The following is a 17,691-nucleotide window of genomic DNA, read 5'->3' as shown; positions in this document are numbered from 1 at the left end:
GCGCACTTCAAAGAGGTGGGAGCATCGGACGTGAAACGTGGACCCACTTTTCACGTCCGATGCTCTTGCGGCCGGCTCGAGGTCGGTTAGGAAGCGACAGACACCCCGAGGATTCGCCCCGAGGATTCGCCCCGAGGACTCCCCATGGCCGACGATCTCACCTTCGACATCCGCCCGCCGGCCCGGTCCGGGGAATGCGTGCGGGTGAGCCCCCTGGTCCGCCGCATCGTCGCCGACAACCCCGGCCCGATCACCTTCACCGGAACCTGCAGCTATATCGTCGGGACGGGACAGGTCGCCATCATCGACCCTGGTCCCGATGCGCCAGCCCATATCGGGGCGCTCCTCGATGCGGTGCGGGGCGAGACGGTGACCCATGTCCTGGTCACCCACACCCATAAGGACCACTCCCCTGCCGCCCGGGCCATCCAGGACGCCACGGGGGCGGAGATCGTCGGCTGCGCCCCCCACCACAGCGCGCGCGCCCTGTTCGCCGGGGAGGTCAATTCCCTCGAGGCCAGCTCCGACAGGGACTACGCGCCCGACCGCGAACTGCGCGAGGGCGATGCCGTCGCGGGCCGCGGCTGGATCCTCGCGGCGCTCGCCACCCCGGGCCACATGGCCAACCACCTCGCCTTCGTGCTGCCGGAGGAGAAGGCGCTGTTCTCCGGCGATCACGTGATGGCGTGGTCCACCACCGTGGTGGCGCCGCCGGACGGATCGATGAGCGCCTTCATGGAATCCCTCGACAAGCTGAAGGGCCGGGAGGAAACCCTGTACTGGCCGGGCCACGGCGGTCCGGTGCAGGAACCCCAGCGCTTCGTGCGCGCCCTCATCCACCACCGGCGCCAGCGCGAGGCCTCGATCCTCAACCGGCTGAGGGCGGGAGACCGGACGATCCCGGCGATCGTCGCGGCGATCTATCAGGGCCTGAATCCTGCCCTGGTCGGAGCCGCGGGTCTCTCCGTCTTCGCCCATCTGGAAGACCTGGTCGCCAAGGGCCAGGCGGCCGTCGACGGCATTCCCGCCCTCGACAGCGAGTACCGGATCGCGTAACCGGCATCCACGGCCGGGACATGCAAGCCGGCCCTGACCACCGTCTCCCCGTCATCACCCGCTCACACCACCCTCCACGTCATCACCGGCCTTGTGCCGGTGATCCCGATGCGAGAGGCGCCGAGTCTCATCGGATCGGGATGGCCGGCACAGGGCCGGCCATGACGTGAGAGCACGATGATCTCTCACCGTACTGCGATCGCCAGGTTCGACGCCTCTTCGAGGAAGTCGCGGATATGACCGGCATTGGCGCCGAGATCGTGGCTGCCGAAGCGCGAGGCCGAGCGGATGTCGATCCGCGTGCCGTCGACGCGCGGGCGGACCCTCACGGTGATGTCGCTCGGCATCTTGAGCAGGCGCGTCCGGTCCACCGCCTCCAGCCGTCCCAGGCCGACGCGGCCGCCGGGCGGCACGGCCTCGATCACCTGCCAGCCGAGATTGTGGGCGGCCTTCTGCACGATCGCGAAGGCTTCGTCCGGCCCGATATCGAGCGTGAGCGGCGCGATCTGCACGTAGGACGCCCGCTGCATCTCGCGCGTCTCCGGCGGCACATCGGGAGGGATGCGGCCGTCACGGGCCGCAAGCGCGGCGCGCGAGCGGGAAAACGACGGCGGGTCGTCCGTGTCGGTGCTGACATCGGTGATCGGCGGCAGGGTCGCGGCCTTGAGCGCCATGAAGCCCGGATAGGCGAGAACGAGGGCCGCGATGAGAACGCCCCGGATGGCGCTGCCCAGCCCCTGGCGGCCCTCCTGCCAAATGCGGACGAACCCCATGAAGGCCATGACCACGGCCAGGAGCGCCATGGCGATGCCGGCGCCGAGGGCGATGAAGCCGGATTGATAATCGATCCGGTTGAAGCGGATCATGAGCACAGCCAGCACGGTGACGACGAGCGCGAACCATGCCAGCGCGGGAGACCACTTCGCCGGACGGGAGACCGGTTCTTCGATGATGAGACGGCGCATCAGGTCGTCTTACAAATCTCTTTGAGCGCGCGCCACTCCTGTTGATCGAGAAGAGGCTCGCCGGATCGGGATGGCACCTGTTTTTCCAAAGCTTTCAGCCGTTGGTCGGTGACCGGGTGGGTGGAGAGAAAAGCCGGGATCCGGGAATCGTTCCCGCCCTCCCCATCATCCTTGCCTTCGATGCGCTTGAGCAACAGGGCCATGGCATGGGCCGGCCGGCCCAGAGACCCCATGGTCCTGCCGGCGAAATCGTCCGCGGCTGCCTCCGTGTCGCGGGAATAGGCGCTGTCGACGAGGTAGCGGCCGACGAACACGATGGCGCCGCCGCCCGTCACGTCGCCGAACAGCAGGCCGAGGAGATAGGAGGTGCCGCCCGCCTGGATCATCTTGCGCAGGCCGTCGCGATGCGCTGCATGGCCCATTTCATGGGCCAGCACCCCGGCGAGCTCATCGGGGGTTTCGGCTTTGTCCAGAAGCCCGCGGAACAGATAGATCCGCCCGCCCGGCAGCGCGATGGCGTTCGGCACCCTGGTGTCGAGCACGGCGACATCCACCGTGGGACCGCCCGGATGCGCAGCCTGAAGGCGCGCCACGAGAGTCCCGAGGGCCGCATGCCCGCGAGGGTCCTCGCAGACCCTGCCCGTGAAGATCGTTCTCACCTGATTGTCGACGGCCGCGCCGAGCCGGCGTTCGAAGGAAACGGGAATGAGCGGGGTCAGCCGCTCGGCCAGGATCGGAAGCAGCAGGACGACGCAGAGAAGAATCGATGCCGTCGCCGCAAGGGACCAGACCAGGATCCGCCCCGCCCGCTCCCGCCGGTCGGGCCCTTCCAGCTGCGTGCAGGACGCGCGGATGGCGGCCTGAAGGTCCGCATCGGCCACATCGAGGCGCGCCAGGGACGACGCGCCTTCACGGGTGAGCCGCAGGACGCCGTCGGGCGCGTCCCGCCGTCTCACCTCCGCGGAGGGCCAGGAGGCGATCCATTCGGCGCCCTCGTGGATGTCGATGGCGCACCGGGTGACGTTCAGAGAAACCGGTCTGCGGCGGGCGCTTTCGCCGTCATAGAATACCGCACCCGCCATGGCCGACCTCACAGGCCGACATTGAAATCGAGGGCGTCGGCCAATCCTTCTCCCAGAACGCCGGCCGGTTGGCCAGCCGCCACGGCCCTGTCGATCGATTCCAGATTGGTGATCGTCGTCGACGCCACGACGGCCACCCACAGGCCACGCCCGAGGAAATAGCGCTGGAGGATTCCGAGACCCAGCAGGGCGACGAGGTAGCCGACCGCCACCACAAGGCCCACCCCGACCGAGAGCCAGGAGAGCGCGCCGGATGCCATCACGACGTCCTTGACGACCCTGGCGGCCAGGAAGCCCACCAACCCGACCGTGATGACGAAAGCCAGCAGGAAGCCGAGGGCCGAGAAGACGAGCTTGACAAAGAGGCCGTAACAGGTGCGGGCCCGGAGGCGGCTTGCCGTGGTGACGTCGCCGAAACGCAGGCCTTCGACGCGCCAGCGCGTGACGATCGCCAAGGCGAGCGGGAAGAGCGCCATGCCGAGCAGGGTCAGCAGGACAGCCATCGCCTCCAGGGCCCTCCGTCCCGGAGACAGGAAGGTCAGGACGACGACGAGCAGCGCAAGGCCGAGGAGACCCGCGAATCCCACCAGCCAGATCCACCATACCCGCTTGAACAGCCCCCAGCCCGTCCCGGCGAAGTCGCCCCGGATGCTGCCGAAATAGGTGTTGCGCATCCTGTAGCGTTCGAGGGACGCCAGGGCCCAGGGCAACGCGAGACCGAGGGTCAGAACCATGGCGACATCCCACAGGATGGCCCAGGTGGCATAGGGCCATCCGGATCCCGTCATCCAGAACCGGATGCCCCGGAACACCGTCCGGCTCGCGCGATACTTGCGGGCGCGATAGCTGCCGAAATGAGCCAGCACATACATGATGACCACGAGCGGAACGCTGGCGAACGCATAGGTCTCCTCGAGGAGGATTCCGAGGATCGCATAGGCGATATAGAGCGGCCCCAGGATCGCCAGCGCGATGAGGAAGCCGATGAGCAGCTCCCTGGCCGTGCCGGTATACTCGAACGCCTCGCCGGCGATCTCGGTATGGGCCCACAGGTGGCGGCGCAGTCTGGTAATGAGCCAGAACCGGTAGAAGCCGAAGGTCGGGATCTGAAAGAGGCTTCCCGCGATCAGAAGGTTCATGAATTCGCGGCCCCGTCCCGAGAAGGCCATGGGCGAACGCGACGGTGCGGGAGCCGGTCCGTCGGCGAGGAGAGGGAGGGTCATCGTCAGGCCTTCGTAACACCGGCGTTGGAATGCCGGCCCTCACGGTTCAACACGAGAGCATCGGACGTGAACAGTAGGCCCAAAGTTCACGTCCGATGCTCCACTTTTCGAAGAGCGCATCGTTCGGGGCGAACCCGCAGGGCCGCGTCAGCGAAGACCGGGTCCACTTTCCTGCATAATATGATACAACATATCAACGTGCAAGCGGCCGCAACGTCAGCTGCGGCGGCATTTTCCGGGTAAAGCGCCCTGTCCCCCCTTCGCGAGGGGTGACGGGGGAAATGGTTTCAATATAAACTATTGCCCCGTGAGGAGCCTGAAGCCTTTGATGTCGTCCGCACCCGTTCACGCCCCCGTCGAATCCGCCGATCCCCTGCGGATCTGGTTCCGCTTCATTCGCCTGAACCGCCGGGCCACCAATGCGGTCGCGACGGAGCTCAAGGAGCTCGGCCTGTCGATCCCGCAATTCGACCTGCTCTCCACGCTCACCGAGCGCGAGGGCATGAGCCAGCAGGAACTGGCCGAGCGCCTCTACGTCACCAAGGGCAACGTGTCGGGGCTTCTCGACCGCATGGTCGAGGCGGGTCTCGTCGAGCGCCGGTCGATCCCCGGCGACCGACGCTCCAACGCCCTGTACCTGACCCCGAAGGGCCGCGATCTCGCCAACCGCGGGATCGCCGCGCAGCGCGCCTATGTCATGCGCACTCTCGGAACGCTCCCGGCCCAGGATCTCGCCGAGCTGGAGCGCATCGTCCTGGCCTGGCGCGACCGGGCCAGGACCGAGGAGGACGCCGCCTCGGCGAAATCCCGATAGGCCTCCCATGTTCGACGCGGTGGCATTCGCAGGCGGCGGCAACCGCTGCTACTGGCAAGGCGGCTTCTGGGAAGCCGCCGCTCCCCTCCTGGGCCTGAAGCCCGCCATGGTCGTCGGCGTGAGCGCGGGCGCCTGGTCGGCCTGCTACAGCCTTCTCGGGCTCGGACGGCGCGTCAACGAGATGGTGGCGGAGGGCTGCAGCCTGGGTCGGCGCAATTTCGAGTGGCGCGCCTGGCGCAGCGAGGGCTCGCCCTGGCCCCTCTCGCTCATGTACCGCAGCCTGATCGAAGCCATCATCGACGAGAGCGCCCTGGAGCGCCTGAAGCAGGGCCCGAGCATCCTGATCGGGCTCGCCCGCAAGCCGCGCCGCCTGCCCCTCTCGCTGGCCGTTCCCCTGGGCATCGCCACCTACCAGATCGAGAAGAAATGGCGCGCGCCCGTTCATCCGCGCGGCGGACGCGCCCTGGGGTTTCGCCCCGAATTCATCCGGGTGCAGGATCTTGCCTCGCCGGCGGAGCTCTCGGCCGCCCTGATGGCGAGCGCCAGCGTGCCGCCCTTCATGCCGGTCGGCCTCGTCGGCGGCATGGCGGCGCTCGACGGCGGGCTCGTGGACAACGTCCCGACCGAGCCCCTGCTGCCGGTCGAGGAGCTGGGCGGCCGGACCCTGGTCGTCCTCTCCCGCCTCTACCGCGCCTTCCCGAACGTGAAGGGCCGCACCTACATCCAGCCCTCGGAACCGGTGCCCATCGGGCAGTTCGACATCACCAACCCGGCCGGCATCCGCAAGGCCTACGAGATGGGGCTGAGGGACGGCGAGGCCTTCGCCAGAGGTGCGGGCGCGCACAGCCTCTAGGGAAGCTTGACCCTAGAAGGCTCGCCGTCTGACTTAACGTCAATGAGGGCAAGCCGCCATGACACCTCCGACCACACCTCCGAGCACACCTGCGATCACGCCACGCTGGATCGGCGCCCTGCTCTCGAGCCGGGGGACGGAAATCGCCGCCCGGATCCTGCTCACCTTTCCGTTCTGGGCCAGCGGTCTCATCAAGCTCCTGGACTTCTCCGGCGGTGTGGCCGAGATGCGCCAGTTCGGCCTCGAGCCGGCGTGGCTCTACAACAGCCTCACGATCGTCGTTCAGCTGGCCGGGTCGGCGCTCATCATCGCGAACCGCTGGACCTGGCTCGGCGCCGGCGCGCTCGGCGTCTTCACCTTCCTGACCATCGTGATCGTCCACGCCTTCTGGCGGCTGGAGGGTGAGCGGGCCGTCGTGGCGCTCCATACGGCCGGCGAGCATGTGGGCATGATCGGCGCGCTCGTCCTAGTGTCGATCCTGGCCCTGCGGCCGCGGGCTCGTGCATCGGACCCGAAAGTGGACCCAGGTTTGGGATCGATCCGATGCTCAACCCCTTGAGCGGCGCATCGTTCGGCGCGGCCCTCTGGGCCGCACGATGCGCCAGAGCCTCGGACGTGAAAAGTGGACACCACTTTTGGGATTCATCCGAGGCTCCCTCTCTTGACCGGCGCATCGGATGAGACGGACCCAGCGGGCCGCGCAAGCGACCCGAAGGGCCACGCCAGTGAATACCGGGTCCACTTTTCGCTGACGCGGCCCTCTGGGTCCGTCCGATGCGCCAGGCCGGGATCCCGGACCTCGCAGGACTTCGCCCCGGCGGGCGCAGGAATGTTGCAGCGTTAAGACTCCGTTCACCTTGGACCGTTCATCTGCAGCCAAGCCAGCACATGATCACAGGTCCGCCCCAAAGCAGTCACAGGCAGCCGGATCATAAGAACAGGTTGCAAAGACAGCCCATGATCGAGAGAGGATTCATGATTCAGCACGCCCAAGACCGCCGGACCCGTCCCGGCGAACAGAACACTGCCCCCTCCATTCCGGCTTTCAAGGCCGTCGCCCTGCCCGCCCTCGCGGCCGCCGTCCAGGCCGCCAAGCGGCAGGAGAGCCGCCCGAAGACCACCGAGCTTCCGGCCATCCTTCGCAAGGAAGCGATTCTCGGCTGAGATCCCTTTTCAGAAACAAAAAGAGCGCCTCCCGGGCGCTCTTTTCATTGTGGACTTCGGCCGGGCCCGTCAGCGGACGATGACCTTCGTGTTCAGGGACACGCGGTTGTAGAGGTCGATCACGTCGATGTTGCGCATCCGGATGCAGCCCGACGAGACCGCATGGCCGATCTTCTCCGGCTCGTTGGTGCCGTGGATGCGGTAGAGCGTGTCCTTGTTGCCTTCGTAAAGATAGAGAGCCCGCGCGCCGAGGGGGTTCGCCGGGCCGCCCTTGGTGTACTGGACGTGCGGCCAGCGGGCCTTCATCTCGGCCGGCGGGTTCCAGTCCGGCCATTCCGCCTTGCGGGCGATGGTGGCCGTGCCGGTCCAGCCATAGGCCTCGTCGCCGACCGCGACGCCGTAGCGGATCGCCTTCCGGTTCGGCTGGACGAGATAGAGCTGGCGCTCCTTGGTGTCGACCACGATGGTGCCGGGCGCCTCGCCGGTCGGATCGTCGATCATGTAGCGCCCGAAGCGCGGATCGGCCTCGGCCGTCGGCACCTGCGCCATCCACTCGGTGTCGCGGGCCGAGACCTGGGGGTCCGGGACACCTTTGAAGTTGCATCCGGCCAGAGCCGCGATCATTGCCAAAAGAAGGGGCAGACGGAAAAGGCGCATCGTGTAAAGCTCTGCAGACTAAGGCTCGGGGCGAGACAGGATTTCGTTTCAGGCCGCGTTATAGGCCGTGACGTCGTCAAGTCGAATCGAAACACACCATGGCACGGCTCCGCATCCGAAAGTGTTGCATCGCAACAACATGGACAGCCGCTCGTGACGCTGCGACACTCGCGGAGGTCCCACCACAAGAAGCCCCATGCCCACGCTCTACATCGCCCATCCGGCCAGCCTCGACCACCAGACACCGCTTGGGCATCCCGAACGCCCGGACCGCATCCGCGCCATCGAGCGCGCCCTTGAGAAGGAGCGGTTCACGTCGCTCGTCCGCGAGCAGGCGCCCATGGCCGAGATGGAGAGCCTCGCCCTCGCGCATCCGGAAGAGTACATCGTCCGGCTCCGCAACATCAGCCCCCGAGAAGGGTTAGTCAGGATCGACGAGGACACGGTCATGTCGCCGGGCACCTACGAGGCGGCTCTCAGGGGCGCCGGCGGCGCCGTGATGGCGGTGGACGAGGTCATGACGGGCCGGGCCACCAACGCCTTCGTGGCGATGCGCCCGCCCGGGCACCATGCCGAGCGCGTCCGGGCCATGGGCTTCTGCTTCTTCAATAACGCGGCGATCGCGGCGCGCCATGCGCAGGCACGCCACGGCGCCGAGCGGGTGGCGATCTTCGACTGGGACGTCCACCACGGCAACGGCACGCAGGACATCTTCTGGTCGAATGAGACCGTGCTCTACTGCTCGACCCACGAGGCCCCCCTGTATCCCGGCACGGGCGCCCTGTCCGAGACGGGCGAGCACGGCACCATCGTGAACGCGCCCCTGAGCACGGGCGACGGCAGCGAGGCGTTCCGGGAGGCGGTCGAGACCGCGATCCTGCCGCGGATCCACGATTTCGGCCCGGACCTGATCGTCATCTCGGCGGGCTTCGACGCCCATTGGCGCGATCCGCTCGCCAGCTTGAACCTGATGGAGTCGGATTTCGCCTGGGCGACGCAGAAGCTGATGGATCTCGCCGGGCGCCATTGCGGCCAGAGGATCGTGTCCGTCCTCGAAGGCGGCTACGATCTCGAAGGCCTGGCGAAATCGACCGCCTTCCATCTCGACGCCCTCATGGGGCGCGAGACGGGAACCTGAGGCGGGCCTCGCACGGCACGCTGGGCCTCTCCCACGTCATCACCGGCCCAAGGCCGGTGATGACGTGGGAGTTTTCACGAAGCCAGGTGAGGCTTCCATCAGCACTCGATGGGCTCCTCGCCCAGAAGCTCGATCCCGAAGCCCGAGAGGCCCACATAGGAACGGCTCGACGTCGCGAAGTTGCGGATCGACGCGACCCCGAGATCGCGCAGGATCTGCGCGCCGAGGCCGATCTCGCGCCACTGGCTGGAGCGCATCGCCTCCGAGCCCGTCTCGTCGTTGTCCGAGAAGGACGTGGTCGGCACGCCCGCGGTGCCGTCGCGCAGATAGACCAGGACGCCCCTGCCCTCCTTCACGAAACGCTGCAGGGCGGCGTTCACCGTCTTGCCGCCCTCGAACACGTCGGTGAGCGCATTGGCGCGGTGCAGGCGCACGGGGACGTTCGTGCCGTCGCCGATGCGGCCATGGACGAGAGCGATGTGCTGCACGCTGTCGAAGGGTGTCGAATAGGCGTAGCCGGTGAACGGGCCCCACTGGGTCTCCACCGGGAAGGTGCCGATCCGCTCGACCAGCTTCTCCCGCGCCTGGCGGTACGCGATGAGATCCGCGACCGAGATCCGCTTGAGGTTGTGCGTCTCGGCGAAGGCGTCGATCTGCCGGCCCTTCATCACCGTGCCGTCGTCGTTGGCGAGCTCGCAGATCACGCCGACCGGCGGCAGGTTCGCGAGCCGGCACAGGTCGACGGCCGCCTCCGTATGGCCCGAGCGCATGAGGACGCCGCCGTCCTTGGCGATGAGCGGGAAGACATGGCCGGGGCGGACGAAATCGGCCGCCCCCATGTTGTTGTTGGCGAGCGCCCGCACGGTGTTCGAGCGCTGCTCGGCCGAGATGCCGGTGGTCAGCCCGTGCTTCACGTCCACGGTCACCGTGAACGCGGTGCCGAGCGGCGCGTCGTTCGCCTGCACCATCGGGTCGAGCCGCAGGCGGCGGGCCTCCGCGACGGTCAGCGGCGCGCAGACGATCCCGCAGGTGTTGCGGATGATGAAGGCCATCTTCTCCGGCGTGCACAGGGAGGCGGCGACGATGAGGTCGCCCTCGTTCTCGCGGTCGTCATCGTCCGTGACGATGACGATTTCACCACGGGCGAAAGCCTCGATGGCTTCGGTGACGGAATGGGGCATCCAGGCCTCCTTGGCGGATTGGGGCAGGAAATCGTTGGGCGTCACCGCCCCGCGGGTCTCGCGGGCAATTAATTCGGCGGTGTCGCGGGAGAGCCAGGCCCGTTCGGAGTTGCACAGCTGGGTCACGGCGCCAGGGGTGACGCCGATCCGCCGCGCGAAGGCCACGCGCGACACGCCGTTGCGGGACAACCACTCAGCCAGTCTCATGCGGGAGGCTTAGCCGATGGGATGATTTTAGTAAAACTAAAATCTGCAATGGAGGCTTTGCAGGATCGCCGGCGCGTCGTGCGGACGAAAGCGGGCCGCCCTCGTGGCCCTCTCCACGTCATCGCGGGCCTCACACCACCCTTCCACGTCATCACCGGGCTTGTCCCGGTGATCCCGATGACGAAGAACGCCGCGCTCTTCTGTATCGAGATGGCCGGCACAAGGCCGGCCATGACGTGGGGAGGGTGTCAGTGCCGGACCGGGTGTTCACCCTCCACGTCATCACCGGGCTTGTCCCGGTGATCCCGATGCGGTGAAGCGCCGAGCTTTTCCGTATCGAGATGGCCGGCACAAGGCCGGCCATGACGTGGAAAGGTCGTGCATCCCGATATGCCATTCTCACGTCATCACCGGGCTCGTCCCGGTGATCTCGATACGGTGAAGCGCCGCGCCCCACCGGACCGACATGGCCGCAACGAGCCCGGCCATGATGTCAGGACAAAACCTCTCGCAGCAGGGTCTCACGCCCCGAACGGCCAGGAGGGCCCCTGCCCGACCTGTCCGCGGTGGCGCAGGAGATGGTCGGCCAGCACACAGGCGACCATGGCCTCGCCCACCGGCACGGCCCGAATGCCCACGCAAGGGTCGTGGCGGCCCTTGGTCCGCACCTCCGCCTCGGCGCCGCTGCGGGTCACGCTGGCGCGCGGGGTCAGGATCGACGAGGTCGGCTTGACGGCGAAGCGGCACACCACGGGCTGGCCGGTGGAAATGCCGCCGAGCACGCCGCCGGCATGGTTCGACAGGAAGGTGGGCGCGCCCTGGTTGCCGGGGCGCATCTCGTCGGCGTTCTCCTCGCCGCGCAGGCTGGCGGCCGCGAAGCCGTCGCCGATCTCCACGCCCTTGACCGCGTTGATGGACATCAGGACGGCGGCGAGGTCGGAATCGAGCTTGCCGTAGATCGGCGCGCCGAGGCCCGCCGGAACGCCCTCGGCGACGATCTCGAGGACCGCCCCGATGGAGGAGCCGTCCTTACGCAGGCCGTCGAGATACTCCTCGTAGAACTGCGCCGCCTTGGAGTCCGGGCAGAAGAACGGGTTGCGCGCCACCTCGTCCCAGTCCCAGTTGCCGCGGTCGATGGCGTGCGGCCCCATCTGGACGAGGGCGCCGCGGATGGTGATCCCGGGAAGCACCTTGCGGGCGATGGCGCCGGCGGCCACGCGGGCCGCCGTCTCGCGGGCCGAGGAGCGCCCGCCACCGCGATAATCGCGGATGCCGTATTTCACGTCGTAGGTGAAATCCGCGTGCCCTGGGCGGTAGGATTCCTTGATCTCGGAATAATCCTTGGAGCGCTGGTCCACGTTCTCGATCAGGAGCGCGATCGGCGTTCCGGTCGTCACCTGCCGTCCCGTGCGCTCGTCGGTGAACACCCCGGACAGGATCTTCACCTGATCGGGCTCCTGGCGCTGGGTGGTGAAGCGCGACTGGCCCGGCCGCCGGCGGTCGAGCTCCGCCTGGATCTCCGCGGCCTCGAGCGGGATCATGGGCGGGCAGCCGTCCACCACGCAGCCGAGGGCGGGTCCGTGGCTTTCGCCGAAGGTGGTGACGCGGAACAGGTGGCCGAAGGTGTTGTGGGACATGGCGCTTCTTCGAGGTTCTAGCGCGCCGTGCGAAAAAGTAGACCCGGTTTTTCGCGTCGAACGGTGCGCCACTCAAGGGGTTGAGCATCGGAATCGATCCCAGACGCGGGTCCACTTGTCACGTCCGATGCTCCAGGCCTCTTAGAACCAAAGCGGCCGGGTGTCACGCCCGATGCGCCGCCCCCTCGGCGCGTCGATCACAGGCCGGATGCCGGCCCTTCCGCGACGCTCGGCCCGGCGCTACTCCACGCGGATCCTGTACGTTCTCGTCAGCAGCGTCTGCGTCGCCAGGTCGTTCCAGCTCCAGGGAATGTCGAGCACGACCTCGTCCATCCCCTTAAAGCCCTTTTTCGGCGTGTACACGTAGGCGAGACCGCGGACCTTCGTGCCGGGGCAGCGCGTGTCCTTGCCGAGCGCCTGTTCGTGCGGCCGGATCTGGAGGGTGCGGTTGGCCGGTGCCTGGCGCACCTTCACGTCGGGGATCACCGACGGATAGCAGGTATTGACCTCGTAGCCGAGGAATCCGTCGATGGCCGAGACGGTATTGGCCTTGACGGTCCGCTCGATGGTCTCGGCGGAGCCGGGAGACGTAAGCAGAGCCAGGCCTGCGGCGGCAGCTATGAGCCGGTACATGGTCGATTGCCTTCAGTGAAACTATGTTTCACAATATGAGCATATTCCTCGACCGGGCTCAAGCGGCCATCCCGGGGCGTCGCACCGGGACCAGGGTTCGCATGCTCCTGCCGGTCGCGCCTGACGAGGCACGCCCCACGACCCGGCCCGGGCGGCGCTCGATCGGAACGGGGGCACGGATCGGGAGCCGCCGCGGACGGCCGGCTCCGCCGGTGACCGGCGAGGAGCGCCCTCCGGGCGCGGGAGCCGGACCTGCCTGGGGTCAGATCTCGATGGAGCTGCCGATCTCGACCACCTGGGCGGCCGGGATGCAGAAGTAATCCGCCGTCAGCTCCGCATTGCGGTTCAGCATGGCGAAGATCACCTCGCGCCAGAACGCCATGCCGGGCAGATTCCTGGACGCCACGATCGTCTGGCGGCCGACGTAATAGGTCACGGCATCCGGATCGAGACCCGGCAGGTGCAGGCGGGCGGCCGCATGGCGCAGCGCCTTGGGCACGTCGGGCTTCTCCGTGAAGCCGAGGCGCAGGACCAGGCGCTGAACCCCCTCGCAGATCGGCACCAGGTGGACGCGCCCCTCCTCCCGGACCGTGGGCTCGTCGGTGACCACGACCGACACGAGGAACACGGTCTCGTGCAGCACACGGTTGTGCTTCAGGTGATGCAGGAGCGTCCCGGGGATCCCGGTCGGCGACGCCGACATGATCACGGCGGTCCCCGGGATGCGGATCGGCGGCTGCTGCTCCAGGAGATGCTGGAAGTCCTTCGTGGACATGCGCAGATGCGTGCGGGCGCGCTGGACGAGCTGCTGGCCCTTGCGCCAGGTCAGCATCATGAAGGCGGCGCTGAACGCGATCAGGAGCGGGAACCAGCCGCCTTCCAAGAGCTTCGTGGTGTTGGCCGCAAAGAACACCAGATCGACCAGCAGCAGGGTCCCGTTGAGCAGGTAGACGAGGACAGGCCGATGGCCCCAGTGAAGGGCCACGAAGGTCGCCAGGATCGTGGTGATCACCATGTCGAGCGACACGGCGAGCCCATAGGCGCCCGCCAGGCGGCTCGAGGATCCGAACCCGAGGACGGCCGTGAAGGTCAGCAGGGCGAGCGCCCAGTTCACGAACGGCACGTAGACATGGCCCCGCTCGTGGGTCGAGGTGTGGATCACCCGCATCCTGGGCAGGAAGCCGAGCTGGATGGCCTGCTGCGTCAGCGAGAAGGCTCCGGTGATCACCGCCTGCGAGGCGATGACCGTGGCGAAGGTGGCCAGGACCACGAGCGGGTAATGGGCCCAGTCGGGCGCCAGGTGATAGAACGGGCTTTCGATCGTGCCCGGGTTCGTCAGAAGGAGGGCGCCCTGGCCGAAATAGTTGAGCATCAGGGCGGGCAGCACGACGAAGAACCACGCGTTGCGGATGGGCGCCGGACCGAAATGGCCGAGATCCGCGTAGAGCGCCTCCCCGCCCGTGACGGTGAGGAACACCGCGGCGAGAACCGCGAGCGTGACCGGGAGATCCGTCTTGATCAGGAAGGCCAGCGCATGGACCGGGTTGATCGCCGCGATCACCCCGGGCGCGGCCACGATCCCGCCGAGCCCGAGCAGGCCGAGGACCGAGAACCAGATCAGCATGAACGGGCCGAAGACCCGGCCGATCCGGCCCGTGCCCATGCGCTGGAGCGCGAACAGCGTCACCAGGATGACCATGGTGATCGGGATCACGTAGGGCTTGAACTGGTCGGAATCGACCGCGAGGCCTTCGACGGCGCTCAGCACGGAGATGGCCGGCGTGATCGTCCCGTCCGCATAGAGCAGCGCCGTGCCGACGAGGCCGAGCACCGCGAGGTACATGCGCCAGGAGCCCGGCTGGATGCGCCGCACGCCCAGGAGCGCGAGCAGCGCGATGATCCCGCCCTCCCCGCGGTTGTCGGCGCGCAGGATGAACAGGCAGTACTTGATCGAGATGACCACGATGAGCGACCACAGGATCAGCGAGAGCACCCCCAGGACCGTGGCGGCCGAGAGCACGCCATGGTCGGCCGCGACCGCCGCCTCGCGGAGCGCATAGAGCGGGCTGGTGCCGATGTCGCCGAACACGACGCCGAGGGCGCCGAGGACCGCCGCCCGGGAGGCGGTGCCGGTTTTCGCGTCATCGGCATGGGTGTCGGCGAATGTGGCCATGGCCGTCCGAACCTACAGCGCCCATGAGATCGGCGCTCAGGGATAACCGGAAGGGTACGGCTCCGTTCCTGGAGGGAGCAAGCCTCTCCTGTCATCGCACCCTCCGCCCGCCCGAGAGCCTCGGACGTGACCCAGAGGGCCGTGCCATTCGCCCCGTCATGGCCGGCCTTGTGCCGGCCATCCCCATTGTTTGAAGCGCGGCGCCCTACGGAAGCGGGATCACCGGGACAAGCCCGGTGATGACATGGAGGGTGACGCGGAGGGTGGCGTGGAAGGTGGCGTGGAAGGTGGTTTGTGAAGCGGAGCCCTGCGGGCGAACGGCCGCCCATGAGCCATCACCGGTAGGGATAGCAGCGGTCGCGGTCGAGGGTCAGGCCGAAATGGACGCCCAGGGCGCGGATCGCCTCCCCGTGCTCCGGATAGGGATCGCGGTTCTCCGGTCCGACGATGATGATCCGGTAAGGCCGGTCGCCCTCGCCGTCCGGCGGCAGCATCGCGGTCGCCAGGGCCGTTCCCTCACTGTCGCGCAGGGTCAGGAACAGCGGCATGGCGCGCCGCACATGCGCCTTCAGGCCGATATTCTGCTCGACGAAGGGCGACGAGGCGGCCCGATAGCTGCCGGCGGCCGCCTCCCAGGCCTGGCGGAAGTGCTTCTCGACCGCATGGCCCATGGCGTCGGATTCGAGCGCGGCCTCGCCCTCGGTCTCGATCCTGAACCAGGTCTTCGCCCCCGGAGCATCGCAGATGTATTGCATATCCTGACAACGCAGGAGCGCCGCGAAGGTTGTCCCGGCGACGGCCCGTCACACCCAGCGGTAACTGCGCCCCTCGATCACGAGCACGCGGCCCTGCCAGATGTCCATGCTGGCGGCCTGCCGGGCATTCACGCCGCAGCAGATCGACAGGAAGGCCCGCGCGACGCCGCCATGGGCGACGATCACGGTGTCGCGGGTGAGATCGTCCAGGATCGGGCGGATGCGCTCGACCAGCATGGCGTAGCTCTCGCCGCCGCCCGGCGGCGCGTAGTGCCACTTGTCCTGCTCGCGCAGCGCAGCGAGCTGCGGCTCGGCCTTGCGGACCTCCTTCCAGGTCATGCCCTCCCAGGTGCCGAAGGTCAGCTCGACCAGGCGCTCGTCGAGCCGGTAGCTGTCGGGATGCAGGCCCAGGGTCTCGCGCAGGATCTCCATGGTCTCGCGGGTGCGGGTCATGGGGCTCGCCACATAGGCGAGGTCCTCGACATGCGGCACGAGCGCCTTCAGCTTGCGGCCCGCCTCCTCGGCCTGGACGCGGCCGACATCGTTGAGCGGAATGTCCTTCTGGCCCTGGAGGCGGCCCTCCAGGTTCCAGTCCGTCTCGCCATGGCGAATGAAGTAGATCGTGGGGCGGGACGGAGTCACTGGTTGTCGGTCCGATACGCTGGGGTGACGCGATGGGCTGAGGCTAGTCCTTGTCGAGGGACAGGTCCGGCGCTTCCGGGTTCTTCATGCCGACCACGTGATAGCCGGCGTCCACGTGGAGGATCTCGCCGGTCATGCCGCGGGACATGTCGGACACGAGATAGGCGGCGGTCTCGCCGACCTCCTCGATGGTGACCGTGCGGCGCAGCGGCGAGTTGTACTCGTTCCACTTGAGAATGTAGCGGAAGTCGCCGATGCCGGAGGCCGCGAGCGTCTTGATCGGACCGGCCGAGATGGCATTGACGCGGATGTTCTTCGGGCCGAGATCGGCCGCCAGATAGCGCACCGAGGCCTCGAGGGCGGCCTTGGCCACGCCCATGACGTTGTAGTGCGGCATCCACTTCTCGGCGCCGTAATAGGTGAGCGTCAGGAGCGAGCCGCCGTCGTTCATCAGCTTCTCGGCCCGCTGGGCGATCGCCGTGAAGGAATAGCAGGAGATCAGGAGCGACTTGGTGAAGTTGCCCTCGGAGGTCTCCACGTAGCGGCCGGTGAGCTCGTCCTTGTCCGAGAAGGCGATGCAGTGGATGACGAAGTCGATGGAGCCCCAGAGGCGCCTCACCTCCTCGAACACCGCGTCGATGGTGGCGCCGTCCGTCACGTCGCAATGGCCTACCACATGGGCGTCGAGCTCCCGCGCTAGAGGCTCCACGCGCTTCTTCAGGGCGTCGCCCTGATAGGTGAAGGCGAGTTCCGCTCCGTGCTGGCGGGCAGCCTGCGCAATGCCCCAGGCGATCGAACGGTTGTTCGCCACGCCCATCACCAAGCCACGCTTACCGGCCAGGATGCCGGTGGCCTTTGTCTCCGCCATGATTCACCTAGATCGTCGCTGGACAGGTCAAGAAAGAACGGCCTCTTTAGCCGACGCGGCGTCAGGGGGGAAGACCTCTTGATGCGGCTTGAGACGATCCGGTCGGCTTGTGCTGTCCCTCGGGCCTCCACACCGCGTCATCACCGGGCTTGTGCCGGAGCCTCACGGGATCGGGATGGCCGGAACAAGCCCGGCCATGACGCAACAGGGTGACGTCAGCCCCTACTTGGCCTTCTCCGAGCGTCGCTTGCGGGCGTAATCCATCAGGTCCTCGTCCACCACCTCGGGCAGCCTGATCTCCGTCGTCACGAGCAGGTCGCCGTGCCCGGTCTTGGTGGGCAGGCCCTTGCCGCGCAGGCGGAAGGTGCGGCCCGAATTCGTCATGGGCGGGATCTTCATCTCCACCGATCCGGTCAGGGTCGGCACCCGCACGGGACCGCCGAGGACCGCCTCCTCGATCTCGACCGGCAGGCGCAGGCGCAGATCGGACCCGTCCGGGGTGAAGCGCTCATGGGGCGCGAACGCGATGGTGAGCAGCGCATCGCCGGGATCGATGCCGGGCGCGCCCTGGCCGAGGCCGCGCAGGCGGATCACCTGGCCGTCGCTGACGCCCTTGGGGATCACCACGTCCACGTCGCGCCCG

19 protein-coding genes are annotated in these 17,691 nt (G+C 67.7%); 7 read left to right on the top strand and 12 right to left on the bottom strand.

The genetic code is table 11. From position 1 onward, the window contains the following. The first annotated feature begins 144 nt into the window (after nucleotides 1-144). Complete coding sequence (locus NF876_RS40215; RefSeq protein WP_262273359.1) at nucleotides 145-1,056, top strand: MBL fold metallo-hydrolase; 912 nt, start codon at nucleotides 145-147, stop codon at nucleotides 1,054-1,056. A gap of 185 nt (nucleotides 1,057-1,241) precedes the next feature. Here the strand turns inward: NF876_RS40215 and NF876_RS40210 are convergent, their stop codons facing one another. Genes NF876_RS40210 through NF876_RS40200 form a run of 3 tightly spaced genes read right to left on the bottom strand, consistent with a single transcriptional unit; the run spans nucleotide 1,242 to nucleotide 4,326 of the window. Then, the gene (locus NF876_RS40210) at nucleotides 1,242-2,021 is read right to left on the bottom strand and encodes a DUF1499 domain-containing protein (protein ID WP_262273358.1); all 780 of its coding nucleotides are present in this window, start codon (nucleotides 2,019-2,021) and stop codon (nucleotides 1,242-1,244) included. Next, nucleotides 2,021-3,103, bottom strand: coding sequence for a M48 family metallopeptidase (locus NF876_RS40205; protein ID WP_262273357.1), 1,083 nt, complete (start codon nucleotides 3,101-3,103; stop codon nucleotides 2,021-2,023). The genes NF876_RS40210 and NF876_RS40205 overlap by 1 nt, the downstream gene beginning before the upstream one ends. Nucleotides 3,104-3,111: 8 nt before the next feature. Then, nucleotides 3,112-4,326 (bottom strand): YjgN family protein, encoded by a 1,215-nt coding sequence (locus tag NF876_RS40200; RefSeq protein WP_262273356.1) that lies wholly within the window; start codon nucleotides 4,324-4,326, stop codon nucleotides 3,112-3,114. A gap of 328 nt (nucleotides 4,327-4,654) precedes the next feature. Between NF876_RS40200 and NF876_RS40195 the strand changes: the two genes are divergently transcribed. The 4 genes from NF876_RS40195 to NF876_RS40180 all read left to right on the top strand — a co-directional run bounded on the left by NF876_RS40195 (nucleotide 4,655) and on the right by NF876_RS40180 (nucleotide 7,157). Beyond that, a complete protein-coding gene (locus NF876_RS40195; RefSeq protein WP_262273355.1) occupies nucleotides 4,655-5,140 on the top strand; it encodes a MarR family winged helix-turn-helix transcriptional regulator in 486 nt (161 codons plus the stop codon). A 7-nt stretch (nucleotides 5,141-5,147) separates the two neighbouring features. After that, nucleotides 5,148-5,993, top strand: coding sequence for a patatin-like phospholipase family protein (locus NF876_RS40190; protein ID WP_262273354.1), 846 nt, complete (start codon nucleotides 5,148-5,150; stop codon nucleotides 5,991-5,993). 58 nt (nucleotides 5,994-6,051) lie between these two features. Further along, nucleotides 6,052-6,552 carry a DoxX family protein gene (locus NF876_RS40185; RefSeq protein WP_262273353.1) on the top strand — a complete coding sequence of 167 codons (501 nt, stop codon included), beginning with the start codon at nucleotides 6,052-6,054 and terminating at the stop codon, nucleotides 6,550-6,552. Between the two features lie 416 nt (nucleotides 6,553-6,968). Next, nucleotides 6,969-7,157, top strand: a complete 189-nt coding sequence (locus tag NF876_RS40180; protein ID WP_262273352.1) for a hypothetical protein — start codon at nucleotides 6,969-6,971, stop codon at nucleotides 7,155-7,157. A gap of 69 nt (nucleotides 7,158-7,226) precedes the next feature. On the opposite strand, the gene NF876_RS40175 is transcribed toward NF876_RS40180, so the two are convergent. Then, nucleotides 7,227-7,814: a L,D-transpeptidase gene (locus NF876_RS40175; RefSeq protein WP_262273351.1), complete on the bottom strand. Its 588-nt coding sequence runs from the start codon at nucleotides 7,812-7,814 to the stop codon at nucleotides 7,227-7,229. A 196-nt stretch (nucleotides 7,815-8,010) separates the two neighbouring features. Between NF876_RS40175 and NF876_RS40170 the strand changes: the two genes are divergently transcribed. Further along, nucleotides 8,011-8,952, top strand: coding sequence for a histone deacetylase family protein (locus tag NF876_RS40170; protein ID WP_262273350.1), 942 nt, complete (start codon nucleotides 8,011-8,013; stop codon nucleotides 8,950-8,952). A 98-nt stretch (nucleotides 8,953-9,050) separates the two neighbouring features. Here the strand turns inward: NF876_RS40170 and ribB are convergent, their stop codons facing one another. The 3 genes from ribB to NF876_RS40155 all read right to left on the bottom strand — a co-directional run bounded on the left by ribB (nucleotide 9,051) and on the right by NF876_RS40155 (nucleotide 12,610). Then, the gene (ribB, locus tag NF876_RS40165) at nucleotides 9,051-10,340 is read right to left on the bottom strand and encodes a 3,4-dihydroxy-2-butanone-4-phosphate synthase (protein ID WP_262273349.1); all 1,290 of its coding nucleotides are present in this window, start codon (nucleotides 10,338-10,340) and stop codon (nucleotides 9,051-9,053) included. 521 nt (nucleotides 10,341-10,861) lie between these two features. Continuing rightward, nucleotides 10,862-11,977, bottom strand: coding sequence for a chorismate synthase (aroC, locus tag NF876_RS40160; protein WP_262273348.1), 1,116 nt, complete (start codon nucleotides 11,975-11,977; stop codon nucleotides 10,862-10,864). 240 nt (nucleotides 11,978-12,217) lie between these two features. Next, on the bottom strand, nucleotides 12,218-12,610 hold the full coding sequence (locus NF876_RS40155) for a hypothetical protein (RefSeq protein WP_262273347.1): 393 nt from the start codon (nucleotides 12,608-12,610) through the stop codon (nucleotides 12,218-12,220). A 35-nt stretch (nucleotides 12,611-12,645) separates the two neighbouring features. Here NF876_RS40155 and NF876_RS40150 point away from each other — a divergent pair, with 35 nt between their 5' ends. Beyond that, nucleotides 12,646-12,930, top strand: coding sequence for a hypothetical protein (locus NF876_RS40150; RefSeq protein WP_262273346.1), 285 nt, complete (start codon nucleotides 12,646-12,648; stop codon nucleotides 12,928-12,930). Here the strand turns inward: NF876_RS40150 and NF876_RS40145 are convergent. The 5 genes from NF876_RS40145 to NF876_RS40125 form a co-directional block, all read right to left on the bottom strand. Further along, on the bottom strand, nucleotides 12,873-14,783 hold the full coding sequence (locus NF876_RS40145) for a potassium transporter Kup (protein ID WP_262273345.1): 1,911 nt from the start codon (nucleotides 14,781-14,783) through the stop codon (nucleotides 12,873-12,875). The two genes, NF876_RS40150 and NF876_RS40145, sit on opposite strands and share 58 nt — an antisense overlap. Before the next feature lie 335 nt (nucleotides 14,784-15,118). Continuing rightward, on the bottom strand, nucleotides 15,119-15,538 hold the full coding sequence (locus tag NF876_RS40140) for a hypothetical protein (protein ID WP_262273344.1): 420 nt from the start codon (nucleotides 15,536-15,538) through the stop codon (nucleotides 15,119-15,121). A gap of 48 nt (nucleotides 15,539-15,586) precedes the next feature. Further along, complete coding sequence (locus NF876_RS40135; protein WP_262273343.1) at nucleotides 15,587-16,180, bottom strand: histidine phosphatase family protein; 594 nt, start codon at nucleotides 16,178-16,180, stop codon at nucleotides 15,587-15,589. Nucleotides 16,181-16,223: 43 nt separating this feature from the next. After that, complete coding sequence (gene fabI / locus NF876_RS40130; protein ID WP_262273342.1) at nucleotides 16,224-17,048, bottom strand: enoyl-ACP reductase FabI; 825 nt, start codon at nucleotides 17,046-17,048, stop codon at nucleotides 16,224-16,226. Nucleotides 17,049-17,270: 222 nt separating this feature from the next. Continuing rightward, a partial coding sequence (locus NF876_RS40125) for a DnaJ C-terminal domain-containing protein (protein WP_315975124.1) occupies nucleotides 17,271-17,691 on the bottom strand: 421 nt, incomplete at its 5' end.

It is taken from the genome of Microvirga yunnanensis (genome assembly GCF_025460875.1).
Note: the sequence above shows the minus strand (reverse complement) of the source record. Positions and strands in the feature narration are given on the sequence as shown.

Bases quoted from the DNA above. Each gene is read 5' to 3' on its own strand.
- NF876_RS40215 (WP_262273359.1), top strand. From the start codon at position 145: ATGGCCGACGATCTCACCTTCGACATCCGCCCGCCGGCCCGGTCCGGG.
- NF876_RS40210 (WP_262273358.1), bottom strand. From the start codon at position 2,021: ATGCGCCGTCTCATCATCGAAGAACCGGTCTCCCGTCCGGCGAAGTGG.
- NF876_RS40205 (WP_262273357.1), bottom strand. From the start codon at position 3,103: ATGGCGGGTGCGGTATTCTATGACGGCGAAAGCGCCCGCCGCAGACCG.
- NF876_RS40200 (WP_262273356.1), bottom strand. From the start codon at position 4,326: ATGACCCTCCCTCTCCTCGCCGACGGACCGGCTCCCGCACCGTCGCGT.
- NF876_RS40195 (WP_262273355.1), top strand. From the start codon at position 4,655: ATGTCGTCCGCACCCGTTCACGCCCCCGTCGAATCCGCCGATCCCCTG.
- NF876_RS40190 (WP_262273354.1), top strand. From the start codon at position 5,148: ATGTTCGACGCGGTGGCATTCGCAGGCGGCGGCAACCGCTGCTACTGG.
- NF876_RS40185 (WP_262273353.1), top strand. From the start codon at position 6,052: ATGACACCTCCGACCACACCTCCGAGCACACCTGCGATCACGCCACGC.
- NF876_RS40180 (WP_262273352.1), top strand. From the start codon at position 6,969: ATGATTCAGCACGCCCAAGACCGCCGGACCCGTCCCGGCGAACAGAAC.
- NF876_RS40175 (WP_262273351.1), bottom strand. From the start codon at position 7,814: ATGCGCCTTTTCCGTCTGCCCCTTCTTTTGGCAATGATCGCGGCTCTG.
- NF876_RS40170 (WP_262273350.1), top strand. From the start codon at position 8,011: ATGCCCACGCTCTACATCGCCCATCCGGCCAGCCTCGACCACCAGACA.
- ribB (WP_262273349.1), bottom strand. From the start codon at position 10,340: ATGAGACTGGCTGAGTGGTTGTCCCGCAACGGCGTGTCGCGCGTGGCC.
- aroC (WP_262273348.1), bottom strand. From the start codon at position 11,977: ATGTCCCACAACACCTTCGGCCACCTGTTCCGCGTCACCACCTTCGGC.
- NF876_RS40155 (WP_262273347.1), bottom strand. From the start codon at position 12,610: ATGTACCGGCTCATAGCTGCCGCCGCAGGCCTGGCTCTGCTTACGTCT.
- NF876_RS40150 (WP_262273346.1), top strand. From the start codon at position 12,646: ATGAGCATATTCCTCGACCGGGCTCAAGCGGCCATCCCGGGGCGTCGC.
- NF876_RS40145 (WP_262273345.1), bottom strand. From the start codon at position 14,783: ATGGCCACATTCGCCGACACCCATGCCGATGACGCGAAAACCGGCACC.
- NF876_RS40140 (WP_262273344.1), bottom strand. From the start codon at position 15,538: ATGCAATACATCTGCGATGCTCCGGGGGCGAAGACCTGGTTCAGGATC.
- fabI (WP_262273342.1), bottom strand. From the start codon at position 17,048: ATGGCGGAGACAAAGGCCACCGGCATCCTGGCCGGTAAGCGTGGCTTG.